The organism is Streptomyces griseiscabiei, assembly GCF_020010925.1.
In the GTDB taxonomy this organism is placed as follows: domain Bacteria; phylum Actinomycetota; class Actinomycetes; order Streptomycetales; family Streptomycetaceae; genus Streptomyces; species Streptomyces griseiscabiei.
This window is the reverse complement of record NZ_JAGJBZ010000001.1, coordinates 2,690,222-2,707,500: the sequence shown is the minus strand read 5'-3', so window position 1 is coordinate 2,707,500 and position 17,279 is coordinate 2,690,222. Positions and strand designations below refer to the sequence as shown.

Sequence of the window (17,279 nt, the reverse complement as noted above, 5' to 3'; positions counted from 1 at the left end):
CACATAGGGTATGTGGAGGGAACGCGGGGAAGTGAAACATCTCAGTACCCGCAGGAAGAGAAAACAACCGTGATTCCGGGAGTAGTGGCGAGCGAAACCGGATGAGGCCAAACCGTATGCGTGTGAGACCCGGCAGGGGTTGCGTATACGGGGTTGTGGGATCTCTCTTTCACAGTCTGCCGGCTGTGAGACGAGTCAGAAACCGTTGATGTAGGCGAAGGACATGCGAAAGGTCCGGCGTAGAGGGTAAGACCCCCGTAGCCGAAACGTCAGCGGCTCGTTTGAGAGACACCCAAGTAGCACGGGGCCCGAGAAATCCCGTGTGAATCTGGCGGGACCACCCGCTAAGCCTAAATATTCCCTGGTGACCGATAGCGGATAGTACCGTGAGGGAATGGTGAAAAGTACCGCGGGAGCGGAGTGAAATAGTACCTGAAACCGTGTGCCTACAAGCCGTGGGAGCGTCGCGCATCGAGTTTACTCGGTGCGTCGTGACTGCGTGCCTTTTGAAGAATGAGCCTGCGAGTTTGCGGTGTGTTGCGAGGTTAACCCGGGTGGGGTAGCCGTAGCGAAAGCGAGTCCGAACAGGGCGATTTTAGTAGCACGCTCAAGACCCGAAGCGGAGTGATCTAGCCATGGGCAGGTTGAAGCGGAGGTAAGACTTCGTGGAGGACCGAACCCACCAGGGTTGAAAACCTGGGGGATGACCTGTGGTTAGGGGTGAAAGGCCAATCAAACTCCGTGATAGCTGGTTCTCCCCGAAATGCATTTAGGTGCAGCGTCGTGTGTTTCTTGCCGGAGGTAGAGCACTGGATAGGCGATGGGCCCTACCGGGTTACTGACCTTAGCCAAACTCCGAATGCCGGTAAGTGAGAGCGCGGCAGTGAGACTGTGGGGGATAAGCTCCATGGTCGAGAGGGAAACAGCCCAGAGCATCGACTAAGGCCCCTAAGCGTACGCTAAGTGGGAAAGGATGTGGAGTCGCAGAGACAACCAGGAGGTTGGCTTAGAAGCAGCCACCCTTGAAAGAGTGCGTAATAGCTCACTGGTCTAGTGATTCCGCGCCGACAATGTAGCGGGGCTCAAGCGTACCGCCGAAGTCGTGTCATTGCGATATGTACCCCCAACGGGGATCGTGATGGGTAGGGGAGCGTCGTGTGCCGGGTGAAGCCGCGCCGGAAGGCAGTGGTGGACGGTTCACGAGTGAGAATGCAGGCATGAGTAGCGATACAAACGTGAGAAACGTTTGCGCCGATTGACCAAGGGTTCCTGGGTCAAGCTGATCTGCCCAGGGTAAGTCGGGACCTAAGGCGAGGCCGACAGGCGTAGTCGATGGATAACCGGTTGATATTCCGGTACCCGCTGTGAAGCGTCAAACACTGAACCAGGCGATGCTAAGTCCGTGAAGCCGCCCCGGAGCCTTCGGGCAAAGGGGAGTGGTGGAGCCGACGGACCAGACTTGCAGTAGGTGAGTGATGGGGTGACGCAGGAAGGTAGTCCATCCCGGGCGGTGGTTGTCCCGGGGTAAGGGTGTAGGCCGTGCGACAGGTAAATCCGTCGTACTTGTGGCTGAGACCTGATGCCGAGCCGATTGTGGTGAAGTGGATGATCCTATGCTGTCGAGAAAAGCCTCTAGCGAGTTTCATGGCGGCCCGTACCCTAAACCGACTCAGGTGGTCAGGTAGAGAATACCGAGGCGTTCGGGTGAACTATGGTTAAGGAACTCGGCAAAATGCCCCCGTAACTTCGGGAGAAGGGGGGCCACGCTCGGTGATCCGATTTACTCGGTGAGCTGGGGGTGGCCGCAGAGACCAGCGAGAAGCGACTGTTTACTAAAAACACAGGTCCGTGCGAAGCCGTAAGGCGATGTATACGGACTGACGCCTGCCCGGTGCTGGAACGTTAAGGGGACCGGTTAGTCACATTTCGGTGTGGCGAAGCTGAGAACTTAAGCGCCAGTAAACGGCGGTGGTAACTATAACCATCCTAAGGTAGCGAAATTCCTTGTCGGGTAAGTTCCGACCTGCACGAATGGCGTAACGACTTCTCGACTGTCTCAACCATAGGCCCGGTGAAATTGCACTACGAGTAAAGATGCTCGTTTCGCGCAGCAGGACGGAAAGACCCCGGGACCTTTACTACAGTTTGATATTGGTGTTCGGTTCGGCTTGTGTAGGATAGCTGGGAGACTGTGAAGCTCGGACGCCAGTTCGGGTGGAGTCGTCGTTGAAATACCAGTCTGGTCGTGCTGGATGTCTAACCCGGGTCCGTGATCCGGATCGGGGACAGTGTCTGATGGGTAGTTTAACTGGGGCGGTTGCCTCCCAAAGGGTAACGGAGGCGCCCAAAGGTTCCCTCAGCCTGGTTGGCAATCAGGTGGTGAGTGTAAGTGCACAAGGGAGCTTGACTGTGAGACCGACGGGTCGAGCAGGGACGAAAGTCGGGACTAGTGATCCGGCGGTGGCTTGTGGAAGCGCCGTCGCTCAACGGATAAAAGGTACCCCGGGGATAACAGGCTGATCTTCCCCAAGAGTCCATATCGACGGGATGGTTTGGCACCTCGATGTCGGCTCGTCGCATCCTGGGGCTGGAGTCGGTCCCAAGGGTTGGGCTGTTCGCCCATTAAAGCGGTACGCGAGCTGGGTTTAGAACGTCGTGAGACAGTTCGGTCCCTATCCGCTGCGCGCGCAGGAATATTGAGAAGGGCTGTCCCTAGTACGAGAGGACCGGGACGGACGAACCTCTGGTGTGCCAGTTGTTCTGCCAAGGGCATGGCTGGTTGGCTACGTTCGGGAGGGATAACCGCTGAAAGCATCTAAGCGGGAAGCCTGCTTCGAGATGAGTATTCCCACCCACTTGATGGGGTAAGGCTCCCAGTAGACGACTGGGTTGATAGGCCAGATCTGGAAGCCCGGTAACGGGTGGAGGTGACTGGTACTAATAGGCCGAGGGCTTGTCCTCAGTTGCTCGCGTCCACTGTGTTGGTTCTGAAACCACGAACAACCCCATTGCCCTGGTCACGGGTGGTGGTGCGGTTGAGTGTTTCATAGTGTTTCGGTGGTCATAGCGTGAGGGAAACGCCCGGTTACATTCCGAACCCGGAAGCTAAGCCTTACAGCGCCGATGGTACTGCAGGGGGGACCCTGTGGGAGAGTAGGACGCCGCCGAACTCCTTTTATAGCTCTGGCTCTTGGGCACACCGCCCAGGAGCCAGAGCTTTTTTGCGTTGAGGTAGGGTCAGGGAGCATCGTTGGCTCATTTCCCACAGGAGGCCCCCGGGTGGAGGTACAGGAGACCCGGGTCCAGACGGACCGGGTCCTCACCATCCCGAACATTCTCAGCATGGCGCGGCTCCTTGGTGTGCCCGTCTTCCTGTGGTTGGTTCTCTGGCCCGAGTTCGGCGGCCCCAAGGTCGACGGCTGGGCCTTCCTGGTGATCGCTCTCAGCGGCGTCAGTGACTATCTGGACGGCATGCTGGCGCGACGCTGGAACCAGATCAGCAGCCTTGGCCGGCTTCTCGATCCCGCGGCTGACAGGTTGTACATTCTGTCGACTCTCGTGGGCCTCACCTGGCGCGAGATTCTGCCAATGTGGTTGACCGCTGCACTGCTCTTGCGGGAACTGGTTCTGCTGGTGATGGTGGGCATCCTCAGACGGCACGGCTATCCGCCGCCGCAGGTGAACTTCCTGGGGAAGGCGGCTACCTTCAACCTGATGTGCGCCTTCCCGTTGCTGTTGCTCAGTGACGGAAGCGGATGGATCTCGTCACTGACTGCTATTTTCGGATGGGCGTTCGCCGGATGGGGTACAACGCTGTACTGGTGGGCAGGGATCCTCTACGTGGTTCAGGTCCGCCGACTCGTCAGTGCGGACGCCATGGCCGATTGAGCCCGCCCGATCGGGCGGCCGTAGTGGCTCGATGGCCCGCGTCGGAAAAGTGCGGGACAATCTGGACGGGTGAAGTCGGCTAGACCGTCGTCTCTTCAAGGAGGACGCTTCCGACATGAAGGCCGTCGTGATGGCCGGAGGCGAAGGCACACGCCTTCGCCCCATGACCTCGAGCATGCCCAAACCGCTCCTGCCCGTGGCGAACCGCCCGATCATGGAGCACGTACTGAGGCTGCTCAAAAGGCATGGGCTCAACGAGACCGTCGTTACTGTCCAGTTCCTGGCATCGCTCGTCAAGAACTACTTCGGTGATGGCGAGGAGCTCGGGATGGAGCTCACCTATGCCAACGAGGAGAAGCCACTCGGTACCGCCGGGAGCGTCAAGAACGCCGAAGAGGCGCTGAAGGACGATGCGTTCCTTGTCATCTCCGGCGATGCCCTCACGGACTTCGACCTCACCGAACTCATCAATTTCCACAAGGAAAAGGGTGCGCTGGTCACCGTCTGTCTGACCCGGGTGCCGAATCCTCTGGAATTCGGAATCACGATCGTGGACGAGGAAGGCAAGGTCGAGCGCTTCCTGGAGAAGCCGACCTGGGGGCAGGTCTTCTCGGACACCGTGAACACGGGCATCTATGTGATGGAGCCCGAGGTCTTCGACTATGTCGAGGCCGACGTTCCCGTCGACTGGTCCGGTGATGTCTTCCCGCAGCTGATGAAGGAGGGCAAGCCGGTCTACGGCTATGTCGCCGAGGGCTACTGGGAGGACGTCGGCACGCACGAGAGCTATGTCAAGGCTCAGGCCGACGTGCTGGAGGGCAAGGTCGACGTCGAGATCGACGGGTTCGAGCTCTCGCCCGGAGTGTGGATCGCCGAAGGCGCGGAGGTGCACCCCGACGCCGTTCTTCGAGGGCCCCTCTACGTCGGGGACTACGCCAAGGTCGAGGCCGGCGCCGAAATCCGTGAACACACCGTCGTGGGCTCGAACGTCGTCGTGAAGAGCGGTGCCTTCCTGCACAAGGCCGTGGTCCACGACAACGTCTACATCGGGCAGCACAGCAATCTGCGCGGATGCGTCGTCGGCAAGAACACCGACATCATGCGGGCGGCACGGATCGAGGACGGCGCCGTGATCGGCGATGAGTGCCTCGTCGGCGAAGAATCGATCATCCAGGGGAATGTGCGCGTCTATCCCTTCAAGACGATCGAGGCCGGAGCCTTCGTCAACACCTCGGTGATCTGGGAATCGCGAGGACAGGCGCATCTGTTCGGCGCCCGTGGCGTCTCCGGCATTCTGAACGTGGAGATCACCCCCGAGCTGGCCGTGAGACTCGCGGGGGCGTATGCCACGACCCTCAAGAAGGGCTCCACGGTCACCACCGCCCGTGACCACTCCCGAGGCGCGCGTGCGCTGAAGCGGGCGGTCATCTCGGCACTGCAGGCCAGCGCCATCGACGTACGGGACCTGGAGAACGTACCGCTGCCCGTGGCGCGGCAGCAGACCGCGCGGGGCAGTGCCGGCGGGATCATGCTCCGGACGACGCCAGGGGTGCCGGACTCCGTCGACATCATGTTCTTCGACGGACAGGGCGCGGACCTGTCGCAGGCCAGTCAGCGAAAGCTCGACCGGGTGTTCGCGCGGCAGGAGTACCGGCGCGCGTTCCCGGGTGAGATCGGGGACCTGCACTTCCCGGCCAGTGTGTTCGACTCGTACACCGGGTCGTTGCTGCGGAACGTCGACACGACCGGGATCACCGAGTCCGGGCTCAAGGTCGTCGTGGACGCGTCCAACGGCAGCGCCGGCCTCGTGCTGCCGAGTCTGCTCGGCAAGCTGGGCGTCGACTCGCTGACGATCAACCCGGGCCTCGACGAGTCCAGGCCGACGGAGACCGGCGACATGCGGCGGTCGGGGCTGGTGCGCCTGGGCGAGATCGTGGCGTCCTCGCGGGCCGCGTTCGGTGTGCGGTTCGACCCCGTCGGTGAGCGGCTGTCGCTCGTCGACGAGAAGGGGCGGATCGTCGAGGACGACCGGGCCCTGCTGGTCATGCTCGACCTGGTGGCCGCCGAGCGCCGGAGCGGGCGGGTGGCGCTGCCGGTGACCACGACGAGGATCGGCGAGCAGGTCGCGGCGTACCACGGCACGCAGGTCGAGTGGACGACCACCTCGCCGGACGACCTCACCCGGGTCGGCGGGGACGAGACGACGATCTTCGGTGGCGACGGGCGCGGCGGGTTCATCGTGCCCGAGTTCAGCAGCGTCTTCGACGGGACGGCCGCCTTCGTACGGCTCATCGGGCTGGTGGCGCGGACGCAGCTCACGCTGAGCCAGATCGACGCGCGGATTCCGCGGGCGCACGTCCTCAAGCGCGACCTCGCCACGCCCTGGGCCGTCAAGGGCCTGGTGATGCGCCGGGTCGTGGAGGCGGCCGGGGACCGGTTCGTCGACACCACCGACGGTGTGCGGGTCGTGGAGACCGACGGGCGGTGGGTGATGGTTCTGCCGGACCCGGCCGAGGCCGTCACGCATCTGTGGGCCGAGGGGCCCGACGACGCCTCCGCACAGGCCCTGCTCGACGAGTGGGCGGCCGTCGTGGACAGCGCCGGCCGCTGAGCCGTCTCGCACGCGCGCGTGCCGGACAAGTGCCCCCAACGGGGCCTGTCCGGCACGCGGGTGGGGCCGTTCGGAGGTAGGGGCCGCGACGTGCGACGATGTGCGGCATGCCGCAGCAGCCCCCCGTTCGGAGCACACCCACGCGCCCGTCGCGTCCGGATGCCTCCATGTCGCTGCTCACCAACGTCATGGATCACAGCCTCGACGACGGATACGCCGAGGCCGCCGCCCGCAGGAAGGCCGCGGGCACCGAGGGCCTGCCGAAGACGGTACGGGCCAAGCTGGGGCTCGCGGTCGGTCTGGTGCTCGCCGCGCTGGTGGTGACGGTGGGCGCGGCGCAGGCGCGGATAAGCGCTCCCGTGGTCGCCAAGGAGCGCGAGGAGCTCATCGACCGCATCCAGCGCGAGACGACGACCGCGGACGAGCTGGAGGACTCCGTGGACGCGCTCCGCGACGACGTGAGCGCCCGCCAGCGCAAGGCCCTCAAGGACGACGGCGGCAGCGACGGGCACGACCTGGTGAGCATCCTGTCGGGCGCCGTCGAGGTGCACGGCCCCGGGGTCCGGCTCGTCGTCAACGACTCGAAGGACGCCGCCCAGGGCGGTGACGGCGACCCGCGGGAGACGTCCGGGTTCTCGGACACCGGCCGAGTACGCGACCGGGACATGCAGCGCGTCGTCAACGGACTGTGGGCGTCGGGCGCCGAGGCCGTCTCGATCAACGGACAGCGGCTCACCGCGCTGTCGGCGATCAGGGCCGCCGGTGACGCGATACTGGTCGACAACAAGCCACTGGCGCCGCCTTACACGGTCCTCGCGGTGGGGGACGGGCAGCGGCTGAGCACCAGGTTCCAGAACAGCCCCGACGGGCTGTATCTGCACGCCCTCCACGAGAACTTCGACATCCGGGCGACCATCTCCGTCGAGGACGACATCAAGGTGCCGGCCGCGCCGAGCGTGATCGTACGAACAGCAGAACCCAGCACAGAGAAGGGCACATCGTGATCGCCGTACTGGGCCTCGTCCTCGGAGTCGTGGCCGGACTGTTGGTCCGGCCCGAGGTACCGGCGGTCGTCGAGCCGTATCTCCCCATCGCCGTGGTCGCGGCGCTCGACGCCGTCTTCGGCGGTCTGCGCGCGATGCTGGACGGCATCTTCGACGACAAGGTCTTCGTGGTCTCGTTCCTGTCGAACGTGGTCGTGGCCGCCCTGATCGTCTTCCTGGGCGACAAGTTGGGCGTCGGCGCGCAGCTGTCCACGGGCGTCGTGGTCGTCCTCGGAATCCGTATCTTCTCCAACGCCGCGGCGATCCGCCGGCACGTGTTCCGGGCGTGAGGCCGATGAACGAGCGCGACGAGACGCCGAGGCCGAAGCCGGCGCCGGGCGGGGGAGAGGACGACTCCCCGACGACCCGGCTGCGCCGGGAACTTCCCCAGGAGGTGCCCTCCACGGCCGCAGAGGAGCCCGGTGAGGCCCCTTCCGGCGAGCAGAGCAAGGTGACCGGGCGGCAGCGGCTGGCCCAGGGGCTGTGGCCGCCGCGCTTCACCCGGGCCCAACTCATCGTGGCCCTCCTGCTGTTCGGCCTCGGCTTCGGGCTGGCCATCCAGGTGGCGTCCAACAACGACGACAGCGCCCTGCGCGGAGCACGTCAGGAGGATCTCGTACGCATCCTCGATGAACTGGATGACCGTACGCAGCGTCTGGAGGAGGAGAAGCAGGGTCTCGAGGACCAGCGCACCGAGTTGGAGAACAGCTCGGACCAGGCCGAGGAGGCACGCAAGCAGACGGTCGAGAAGGAACGGCAACTCGGCATTCTGGCGGGCACGGTGGCGGCGCAGGGGCCCGGCATCACAGTGACGATCGACGACACGAAGGGGACGGTCGAGGCGGACATGCTGCTCGACGCGATCCAGGAGCTGCGCGCGGCCGGCGCGGAGGCGATCCAGGTGAACGGCGTCCGGGTCGTGGCGAGTACCTATCTGACCGATTCCGGTGAGGGAATCAAGGTCGACGGGAACAAGATCACCCAGCCGTTTCGTTTCAAGGTCATCGGCAACCCGCAGGACCTCGAACCCGCACTGAACATTCCCGGAGGCGTGGTGCAGACACTGGAGAAGGAGCAGGCCACCGTGACCGTGCGGCGGGCGGACAAGATCGTCGTGGACGCCTTGCGAGCGGCGAAGCAGCCTGACTACGCTCGGTCGTCCTCCCAGTGAACCGCAGGTGCATGGGGCCCGTCCGGCGAGGGCATGAGGTTGCGGGGGGTCGGCGCACCGAATGGGTGGTGCGTGGTGGAAACTGTCTGGTGGATACGGACGTTGTGAGGTTGTCCGGCTCGGCCGGTGTGTTCAGTCAGGGTTCGTCCTGCCCCACGGGCGGGTCTGTTTCGGTCAAGGGGAATCGCCCGTGAAGTTGTTTGCGAAGTTGTTCGGCAAGAGCGCGCGAGAGGGCAGCGACAACGCGACCTCCCGTCATCGCGCGCAGCCTTCGGAAGCGGAGGGCCAGGGCGGTGAGCGCCCCATGTTCCGGGACCAGGTCGCTGGTCCGGGAGGTGACATTTCCGGAGGTCAGGGCGCGCCGTCTGTTGACCCTGCCCAGTCGGGCCGCATAGGTTTCGGGGAACCGTCAACCTCAGGTACGGGTGGAGGGTTTACTTCAGACCCGTATGCGTCCCATGCCCCGGCGGGGCAGCCGCGGCAGGAGGATCCGTCGATGTCGGCCCTGGTGTGTACGAGGTGCGGTAACCGGAACGCGGAGAACAGCCGCTTCTGCTCGAACTGCGGTGCCCCGCTGCGGGCCGGCGCGACCCCCGAGCGGCCCTCCGAGACGACCTCGACGATCTCCATCTCCGGCCTCGAGGCCTATGACTCCGAGGTCACCGGCCAGACCCAGCTGCCGGCGCTCTCCCCGGAGGCCCAGGCCGCCGTGGACGCGCTCCCGCTCGGCTCGGCGCTCCTGGTCGTGCGCCGCGGGCCGAACGCGGGCAGCCGCTTCCTGCTGGACAGTGATCTGACCACGGCGGGCCGTCACCCGCAGAGCGACATCTTCCTGGACGACGTGACGGTGTCGCGTCGCCATGTGGAGTTCCGCCGAGGCCAGGACGGTTCGTTCACGGTCGCCGACGTGGGCAGCCTGAACGGCACCTACGTCAACCGCGAGCGGATCGACCAGGTCGCCCTGCACAACGGCGACGAGGTGCAGATCGGCAAGTACCGGCTGGTCTTCTACGCGAGCCAGCGGGGCTACTGACCCTCCCCGGACCCGGTCCGGGGGAGACCCCAGGGAAGGTCCATGCTTCGAACAACGAGCGGTGGTGCCGACCACGGCACCGCCGCCGCGGACAGTGGCCTGATGAGCATCGGCACGGTGCTGAACGCACTGCGCGAGGAGATCCCCGAGGTAACCATCTCCAAGATCCGTTTCCTGGAGTCGGAGGGGCTCATCGAGCCGCAGCGGACCCCCTCGGGGTATCGCAAGTTCAGCGCCGGGGACGTCGAGCGGCTCGGACACGTCCTCAGGATGCAGAGGGACCACTATCTGCCGCTCAAGGTCATCCGCGAGTATCTGGAGGCCCTGGAGCGCGGTGAGGACGTACGGCTGCCGTCCGTGGGGCGCCAGCGTGACGTCGGTGACGGAGAGCGCCTGAGCGAGCTGTTCGGCTTCGGGGCGCCCGAGGAGGCCACGGCAGCCCGGATCGGGCGCGGCGAGCTGGTGGCCGGCGCCGGGATCGACGAGGAGCAGCTGGCCGAGTGGGAGTCGTACGGGCTGGTGGCCCCGCTGCCGGACGGTTCGTACGACGCCGAATCCCTCACCGTCGCCACGCTTGTGGTGGAACTGGGGCGGTTCGGTATCGAGCCCCGGCATCTGCGGGTGATGAGGGCCGCCGCGGACCGGGAGGCCGGGCTGGTCGACCAGGTCGTGGCGCCCCTGCGGCTGCACCGTAACCCGCAGACCAGAGCGCATGCGGAGGACCGGACGAGGGAGCTGGCGGGGCTCACGGTCAAGCTGCATGCCGCTCTCGTGCAGAGCGCCCTGGGTGTGCGGCTCCGCTGAGGTGCGGTGTTCGCCCGTGGCGGATCGGTCGGCCGATCCGAGCCCGACTACCCAAACATCCCGAGCACGGCCTAGGGTTGCTGTGTGAACGAGCTCGATGTCGTAGGTGTCCGGGTCGAAATGCCCTCCAACCAACCGATCGTGCTCCTGCGCGAAGTGGGAGGCGACCGCTACCTCCCCATCTGGATCGGGCCGGGGGAGGCGACGGCGATCGCTTTCGCCCAGCAGGGCATGGCACCCGCCCGGCCGCTGACCCATGACCTGTTCAAGGACGTGCTGGAGGCCGTCGGCCAGGAGCTCACGGAAGTGCGTATCACCGACCTGCGTGAGGGCGTCTTCTACGCGGAGCTGGTGTTCGCCAGTGGGGTCGAGGTGAGCGCGCGGCCTTCCGACGCCATAGCGCTGGCGCTGCGCACCGGGACGCCGATCTTCGGCAGCGACGGGGTGCTCGACGACGCGGGCATCGCGATCCCGGACGAGCAGGAGGACGAGGTGGAGAAGTTCCGCGAGTTCCTCGACCAGATCTCGCCCGAGGACTTCGGCACGAACAGTCAGTGAGGCCGGGTGGGCGGTCGGCCGGGGCCGAGAGGCCCTGACCCTGCCCGTATGCGTGCCCCGCGGCAGGTGGGTGGGTTCTCGGACCGGTCAGGGTGTCCGGCCGAGGCACGGCACATGCCAGGAGCCAGTGCGTCGTCGGGCAGTTGCGCCGAAGCGCATTCGGCTAGCCTTTCCCCGCGGGAGGGCACAGGAAACCACTCTCAGGGTGATTATCACTCGGCGTGGCGAATGCGATGGTCGTTGACGCACCCCGGGCGGCTGCCTACCGTCGACAAGGCAGGTCAAGGACGGAGGTCGGCGTGAGAAGCAGCGGCGACGGTACGGCTGGGGGTGCCCCCGGACGCAGGCTGGGGGACGGTGGCCCGTACCCTCCCCCGGGCTCTCGGCTCGCCTCGAGCTGGGGGGACCCCCATCACGGCAGCGCGGCCGGTCATGTCCCGCAGCGGCCCACGGCCGTGCAGGACGGCGCGGAGGCGGCGCCCGAGCCGCACGAGAACGTCGGCTACCGCGGCCCCACCGCGTGCGCGGCCGCAGGCATCACCTACCGGCAGCTGGACTACTGGGCCCGTACCGGTCTCGTGGAGCCGAGCGTCCGGTCCGCCCAGGGCTCGGGGACACAGCGGCTCTACAGCTTCCGGGACGTCGTCGTCCTGAAGATCGTGAAACGGTTCCTCGACACCGGGGTCTCGCTCCAGAACATCCGCAGCGCCGTCCAGCATCTGCGGGAGCGGGGATTCAGCGATCTGGAGCGGATGACGCTGATGAGCGACGGGGCGACGGTCTACGAGTGCACCTCGCCCGATGAGGTCCATGCCCTGCTCCAGGGCGGCCAGGGGGTCTTCGGGATCGCCGTCGGGGTGGTCTGGCGTGATGTAGAAAGCGCTCTCTCCCAGCTGCACGGGGAGCGGGTCGACACGGGGGAGACGCTCATGGGCCACAACCCGTCGGACGAACTGGCGCGGCGGCGCAACCGCGCGGTCTGAGGACCCCCTCCCCGCTGCCGCCGAGCGGTACAGGGCATTGTCAGTGGCGTAGGGCAGCATCGGAGATGTGAGAACCGCGCCCACGATCCTGCATCTCGACATGGATGCCTTCTACGCCTCGGCGGAGCAGGCGTCCAAGCCGAGTCTGCGGGGGAAAGCCGTTGTCGTGGGCGGTCTCGGGCCGCGTGGGGTGGTCGCGACCGCCTCGTACGAGGCGAGGGCCTTCGGGGTGCACTCGGCGATGCCGATGGCGCAGGCACGCCGGCTCGCGCCCAACGCCGCGTATCTCACGCCCCGTTTCACGTTCTACCGGGCGATCAGCGATCAGGTCATGGGGCTGCTGCGTGATCTGTCGCCGCTCGTGGAGCCCTTGAGCCTGGACGAGGCGTTCGTGGATCTGGAGGCCGGGGGCGCGGCCTCGGACGAGGAGTCGGCGCGGTCGACGGGGGCGCGGTTGCGGGCGGACATCCGGGCGGTGACCGCGCTGACCGGATCGGTGGGGCTCGCGGCCTCCAAGATGCTCGCGAAGATCGCCTCCGAGCAGGCCAAGCCGGACGGGCTGCTGCTGATCGAGCCGGGGACCGAGCGGGCCTTGCTGGGGCCCATGTCCGTGCGGATCCTGCCGGGGGTGGGGCCGGCGACCGGCGATCATCTGCGGCGGGCCGGGATCACCACGGTCGAGGAGATCGTGGAGGCGGGGGAGGACGAGGTCGTACGGCTGCTGGGGAAGGCCCACGGGCACGGGCTGTACGCGATGGCGCTGGCGCGGGACGACCGGGCGGTGGTGGCCGAGCGGGACACGAAGTCGGTGTCGGTGGAGGACACGTACGACGTGGACATCCACGACCGGGTGCGGGTGCGGATGGAGGTGCAGCGGCTCGCGGACCGGTGTGTGCGGAGGCTGCGGGAGGCCGGGCTGTCGGGGCGGACGATCGTGCTGAAGGTGCGGCGCTACGACTTCTCGACGCTGACCCGGTCCGAGACCCTGCGGGGGCCGACCGACGATCCCGCGGTGGTGCGGGAGGCGGCGGGGCGGCTGCTGGAGGCCGTGGACACGACCGGTGGGGTGCGGCTGCTCGGGGTGGGGGTCAGCGGGCTCGCCGACTACACGCAGGAGGACCTGTTCGCGCAGGCGGCCGGGGAGCCGGAGCCCGTGGAGGAGGAGACCGCGGCTGCCGAGGTGCCGGTGGTGGAGGCGGGCGCGGGGGCCGAGCGGCAGTGGAGGGCCGGGCATGACGTGCGGCACGCCGAGTACGGGCACGGGTGGGTGCAGGGGAGCGGGCTGGGGCGGGTGACCGTGCGGTTCGAGAAGCCGGACGACGTGGGGCCGGGCCGGGTGCGGACCTTCAGGACGGATGATCCGGGGCTGGAGCAGGCGGAACCGTTGCCGTTGGTGCCGGGCGGGGTGCGGGGGTGAGGCCGGCCGGGGCGGGCTGATGGGGTTCGACGGCGTTGCGACGGGAGCGGGGGACCGGGATCGAGAGGGGGCGGGGCACGACCGCCCGTAGCCGGGTGCGCCCGAATGGTCGTCTCAGGGGCTGTCGTCCTGGCCCGCCACGTGACCGAAGTCGTGGTCCAGGGGCGGGGGCGGGGCTATGTCGAGGCCGTAGTGGTGGTAGAGCTGGAGTTCCTGTTCGGGGGAGAGATGGCGGCCCACTCCGAAGTCGGGGGCGTCCTTGATGAGGGCGCGGTCGAAGGGGACGTGGAGGGTGCCTTCGACGAGCTCGCTGGGCTCCAGGGGGACGAAGGCGTCGCGGCCGAAGAGGCCCATGCGTATCGCGGCCCACTCGGGGATGCCGGTCGCGTCGTCGAGGTAGACCTCGTCCACGGTGCCGATCTTGCTGCCTTTGCGGTCGAAAGCCTTGCGGCCGATCAGATTGCGCGGATCGATGTCGGTCTGCACGGGCCCTCCAAGTGGTCGCAAAGGGGTGGCGCATCGTGTCTCCCCCCTACGAAAAGCCACATCGGGGGCGGCGGCCACTCGAAGACGCGTGCGTTGACCGCGCTGATACGCTGGCAGCGGCTGTCGACCCCGTGCGGGAGAGTCCTCCGGACACCATCCGGAGGCGCCGAAGGAGCAACTCCTCCCCGGAATCTCTCAGGCTCACGTACCGCACGGACGAGGTCACTCTGGAAAGCAGAGCGGGTGTCACGGCTTCCGCTCTCACCGACGGTGAAAGCCGGTTCGTACCTGGACCGGTGAAGCTCTCAGGTCGAGATGACAGAGGGGGAGGCCGTCCGGGCACCCGTGTCGTGGTGCCCCTCGAAGGTCGTGTCAGACCAGGAGGCCTCCGTAATGACCGCCCATCGCATTCCCCTCTCCGAACTCGAACAGGGAATCCCCTTCGAGCGGCGCCACATCGGCCCCGACGCCGAGGCCCGGGCCAAGATGCTCGCGCACATCGGATACGGCTCGCTCGACGAGCTGACGGCGGCCGCGGTCCCGGATGTGATCAAGAACGCCGAGGCGTTGGACCTGCCGGGCGCGCGCACCGAGGCCGAGGTCCTCGCCGAGCTGCGTTCGCTGGCGGACCGCAACCAGGTGCTCGGTTCCATGATCGGGCTCGGGTACTACGGGACGTTCACACCGCCCGTCATCCTGCGCAACGTGATGGAGAACCCGGCCTGGTACACCGCCTACACGCCGTACCAGCCGGAGATCTCCCAGGGGCGGCTGGAGGCGCTGCTCAACTTCCAGACCGTCGTCGCCGAACTGACCGGGCTGCCCACCTCCGGCGCCTCGCTGCTCGACGAGGGGACGGCCGCCGCCGAGGCCATGGCGCTGTCCCGGCGGATGGGCAGGAACAAGAAGGGGCTCTTCCTCGTCGACGCGGACGCGCTGCCGCAGACGATCGCCGTGATCCAGACCCGTGCCGAGCCGACCGGGGTCGAGGTCGTCGTGGCCGACCTCAGCGAGGGCATTCCGGCCGAGATCGCCTCGCGTGAGATCAACGGGGTGCTGCTGCAGTACCCGGGCGCCTCCGGCGTCGTACGCGATCTGAGGCCGGTCGTCGAGCAGGCGCACGGGCTGGGGGCGCTCGTCACCGTCGCCGCCGATCTGTTGGCCCTGACGCTGCTGACCTCGCCCGGTGAGCTGGGCGCCGACATCGCGGTGGGGACGACGCAGCGGTTCGGTGTGCCGATGGGCTTCGGCGGGCCGCACGCGGGCTACATGGCCGTACAGGAGAAGTTCGCGCGGAGCCTGCCCGGACGGCTGGTGGGCGTCTCCGTGGACGCGGACGGGCACAAGGCGTACCGGCTCGCCCTGCAGACGCGGGAGCAGCACATCCGCCGGGAGAAGGCGACCAGCAACATCTGTACGGCGCAGGTGCTGCTCGCCGTGATGGCCGGGATGTACGCCGTCCACCACGGACCCGAGGGGCTGCGGACCATCGCCCGGCGTACGCACCGCTACGCCACCGTGCTCGCCGCGGGGCTCACCGCCGGAGGGATCGAGGTCGTGAACGGGGCGTACTTCGACACGCTGACCGTGCGGGTGCCGGGGCGGGCCGGTGAGGTCGTGGCCGCCGCACGCGAACATGGCGTGAACCTGCACCTCGTGGACGCCGACCTGGTGTCGGTCTCCTGCGACGAGACCACCACCCGGGCGCAGCTGGGCGCCGTGTGGACCGCGTTCGGGGTGGAGGGAGACGTCGCCGCCCTCGACGCCGCGGCCGGGGACACGCTGCCCGGGGCGCTGCTGCGCACGGACGACTACCTCACGCACCCGGTGTTCCACGAGTACCGCTCCGAGACCGCGATGCTGCGCTATCTGCGCCGGCTCGCCGACCGGGACTACGCGCTGGACCGGGGCATGATCCCGCTGGGCTCCTGCACGATGAAGCTCAACGCGACCACCGAGATGGAGCCGGTGACCTGGCCGGAGTTCGGGCAGCTGCACCCCTTCGCGCCCGCCGGGCAGGCCCAGGGGTATCTGACGCTCATCCGTGAGCTGGAGGAGCAGCTGGCGGAGGTCACCGGGTACGACAAGGTGTCGCTGCAGCCGAACGCGGGCTCGCAGGGTGAGCTGGCCGGTCTGCTGGCCGTCCGCGGCTACCACCGGGCCCGTGGGGACGAGCAGCGGATCGTGTGCCTCATCCCGTCCTCCGCGCACGGCACCAACGCCGCGAGCGCGGTCATGGCGGGCATGAAGGTCGTCGTCGTGAAGACCGCCGAGGACGGCGAGATCGACGTCGAGGACCTGCGGGCGAAGATCGAGCAGTACCGTGACGAGCTGTCCGTACTGATGATCACGTACCCGTCGACGCACGGGGTGTTCGAGGAGCACGTGGCCGACATCTGCGCGCAGGTGCACGACGCGGGCGGCCAGGTGTACGTCGACGGCGCCAACCTCAACGCGCTGGTGGGTCTGGCCAAGCCGGGCCACTTCGGCGGTGACGTCTCCCACCTCAACCTGCACAAGACGTTCTGCATCCCGCACGGCGGCGGCGGTCCGGGCGTCGGTCCGGTGGCGGTGCGTGAGCACCTGGCGCCGTATCTGCCGAACCACCCGCTGCAGCCCGCTGCCGGTCCGGAGACGGGCGTGGGCCCGATCTCGGCGGCGCCGTGGGGTTCGGCGGGCATCCTGCCGATCTCCTGGGCGTACGTCCGGCTCATGGGCGGTGAGGGTCTCAAGCGGGCCACGCAGGTGGCGGTGCTCAGCGCCAACTACATCGCGAAGCGGCTGGAACCGCACTACCCGGTGCTGTACACGGGTCCGGGCGGCCTCGTCGCGCACGAGTGCATCGTCGACCTGCGCCCGCTGGCCAAGTCGACCGGGGTGAGCGTCGACGACATCGCCAAGCGGCTGATCGACTACGGCTTCCACGCGCCGACCATGTCGTTCCCGGTGGCGGGGACGCTGATGATCGAGCCGACCGAGTCGGAGGACCTCGGTGAGCTGGACCGGTTCTGCGACGCGATGATCGCCATCCGGGCGGAGATCGAGAAGGTCGGCTCGGGCGAGTGGCCCGCGGACGACAACCCGCTGCGCAACGCCCCGCACACCGCCGCCGCGCTCGGCGGCGACTGGGAGCACGCCTACACGCGCGCGGAGGCGGTCTTCCCGGCCGGGGTCTCGCCCGCCGACAAGTACTGGCCGCCGGTGCGCCGGATCGACCAGGCCTTCGGGGACCGGAACCTGGTCTGTTCCTGCCCGCCGCTGGACGCTTACGAAGAGTAGTCGGAC

12 protein-coding genes, 2 rRNA genes and 1 riboswitch (1 of these 15 cut by a window edge) are annotated in these 17,279 nt (G+C 67.2%); of the genes, 13 read left to right on the top strand and 1 reads right to left on the bottom strand.

Going from position 1 to position 17,279, the window contains the following annotated elements; all coding sequences use genetic code 11:
- The 12 genes from J8M51_RS11715 to J8M51_RS11660 form a co-directional block, all read left to right on the top strand.
- Positions 1-2,961 (top strand): 23S ribosomal RNA (locus J8M51_RS11715); it begins 163 nt to the left of the window's first position.
- Positions 2,962-3,053: 92 nt separating this feature from the next.
- Positions 3,054-3,170 (top strand): 5S ribosomal RNA (gene rrf, locus J8M51_RS11710).
- A gap of 109 nt (positions 3,171-3,279) precedes the next feature.
- Positions 3,280-3,888, top strand: a complete 609-nt coding sequence (locus J8M51_RS11705; RefSeq protein WP_086762819.1) for a CDP-alcohol phosphatidyltransferase family protein — start codon at positions 3,280-3,282, stop codon at positions 3,886-3,888.
- A 115-nt stretch (positions 3,889-4,003) separates the two neighbouring features.
- Positions 4,004-6,499 carry a mannose-1-phosphate guanyltransferase gene (locus J8M51_RS11700; protein WP_086762817.1) on the top strand — a complete coding sequence of 832 codons (2,496 nt, stop codon included), beginning with the start codon at positions 4,004-4,006 and terminating at the stop codon, positions 6,497-6,499.
- 98 nt (positions 6,500-6,597) lie between these two features.
- Positions 6,598-7,503 (top strand): DUF881 domain-containing protein, encoded by a 906-nt coding sequence (locus J8M51_RS11695; protein WP_086762815.1) that lies wholly within the window; start codon positions 6,598-6,600, stop codon positions 7,501-7,503.
- On the top strand, positions 7,500-7,832 hold the full coding sequence (locus J8M51_RS11690) for a small basic family protein (RefSeq protein WP_009343209.1): 333 nt from the start codon (positions 7,500-7,502) through the stop codon (positions 7,830-7,832). Before J8M51_RS11695 ends, J8M51_RS11690 begins: the two co-directional genes overlap by 4 nt.
- A 5-nt stretch (positions 7,833-7,837) precedes the next feature.
- Entirely contained in the window at positions 7,838-8,713 is an 876-nt protein-coding gene (locus J8M51_RS11685; protein ID WP_086762813.1) for a DUF881 domain-containing protein, read from the top strand.
- A 61-nt stretch (positions 8,714-8,774) separates the two neighbouring features.
- On the top strand, positions 8,775-9,746 hold the full coding sequence (locus tag J8M51_RS11680) for an FHA domain-containing protein (RefSeq protein ID WP_086762811.1): 972 nt from the start codon (positions 8,775-8,777) through the stop codon (positions 9,744-9,746).
- Positions 9,747-9,788: 42 nt separating this feature from the next.
- Positions 9,789-10,550, top strand: coding sequence for a transcriptional regulator FtsR (gene ftsR / locus J8M51_RS11675; protein WP_086762809.1), 762 nt, complete (start codon positions 9,789-9,791; stop codon positions 10,548-10,550).
- Between the two features lie 84 nt (positions 10,551-10,634).
- Positions 10,635-11,108, top strand: coding sequence for a bifunctional nuclease family protein (locus J8M51_RS11670; protein WP_005475662.1), 474 nt, complete (start codon positions 10,635-10,637; stop codon positions 11,106-11,108).
- Between the two features lie 299 nt (positions 11,109-11,407).
- Positions 11,408-12,091 (top strand): MerR family transcriptional regulator, encoded by a 684-nt coding sequence (locus tag J8M51_RS11665; protein WP_179203459.1) that lies wholly within the window; start codon positions 11,408-11,410, stop codon positions 12,089-12,091.
- Positions 12,092-12,158: 67 nt separating this feature from the next.
- A complete protein-coding gene (locus J8M51_RS11660; RefSeq protein WP_267299145.1) occupies positions 12,159-13,508 on the top strand; it encodes a DNA polymerase IV in 1,350 nt (449 codons plus the stop codon).
- A 114-nt stretch (positions 13,509-13,622) separates the two neighbouring features.
- Here J8M51_RS11660 and J8M51_RS11655 read toward each other — a convergent pair whose 3' ends face one another.
- Positions 13,623-13,994 (bottom strand): PRC-barrel domain-containing protein, encoded by a 372-nt coding sequence (locus tag J8M51_RS11655; RefSeq protein WP_086756029.1) that lies wholly within the window; start codon positions 13,992-13,994, stop codon positions 13,623-13,625.
- Positions 13,995-14,118: 124 nt separating this feature from the next.
- Positions 14,119-14,215, top strand: a riboswitch (glycine riboswitch).
- 172 nt (positions 14,216-14,387) lie between these two features.
- Between J8M51_RS11655 and gcvP the strand changes: the two genes are divergently transcribed.
- On the top strand, positions 14,388-17,273 hold the full coding sequence (gcvP, locus tag J8M51_RS11650) for an aminomethyl-transferring glycine dehydrogenase (protein ID WP_086756027.1): 2,886 nt from the start codon (positions 14,388-14,390) through the stop codon (positions 17,271-17,273).
- Positions 17,274-17,279 lie beyond the last annotated feature (6 nt).

Bases quoted from the DNA above. Each gene is read 5' to 3' on its own strand.
- J8M51_RS11700 (WP_086762817.1), top strand. From the start codon at position 4,004: ATGAAGGCCGTCGTGATGGCCGGAGGCGAAGGCACACGCCTTCGCCCC.
- J8M51_RS11695 (WP_086762815.1), top strand. From the start codon at position 6,598: ATGTGCGGCATGCCGCAGCAGCCCCCCGTTCGGAGCACACCCACGCGC.
- J8M51_RS11685 (WP_086762813.1), top strand. From the start codon at position 7,838: ATGAACGAGCGCGACGAGACGCCGAGGCCGAAGCCGGCGCCGGGCGGG.
- J8M51_RS11680 (WP_086762811.1), top strand. From the start codon at position 8,775: ATGGGTGGTGCGTGGTGGAAACTGTCTGGTGGATACGGACGTTGTGAG.
- ftsR (WP_086762809.1), top strand. From the start codon at position 9,789: ATGCTTCGAACAACGAGCGGTGGTGCCGACCACGGCACCGCCGCCGCG.
- gcvP (WP_086756027.1), top strand. From the start codon at position 14,388: ATGACCGCCCATCGCATTCCCCTCTCCGAACTCGAACAGGGAATCCCC.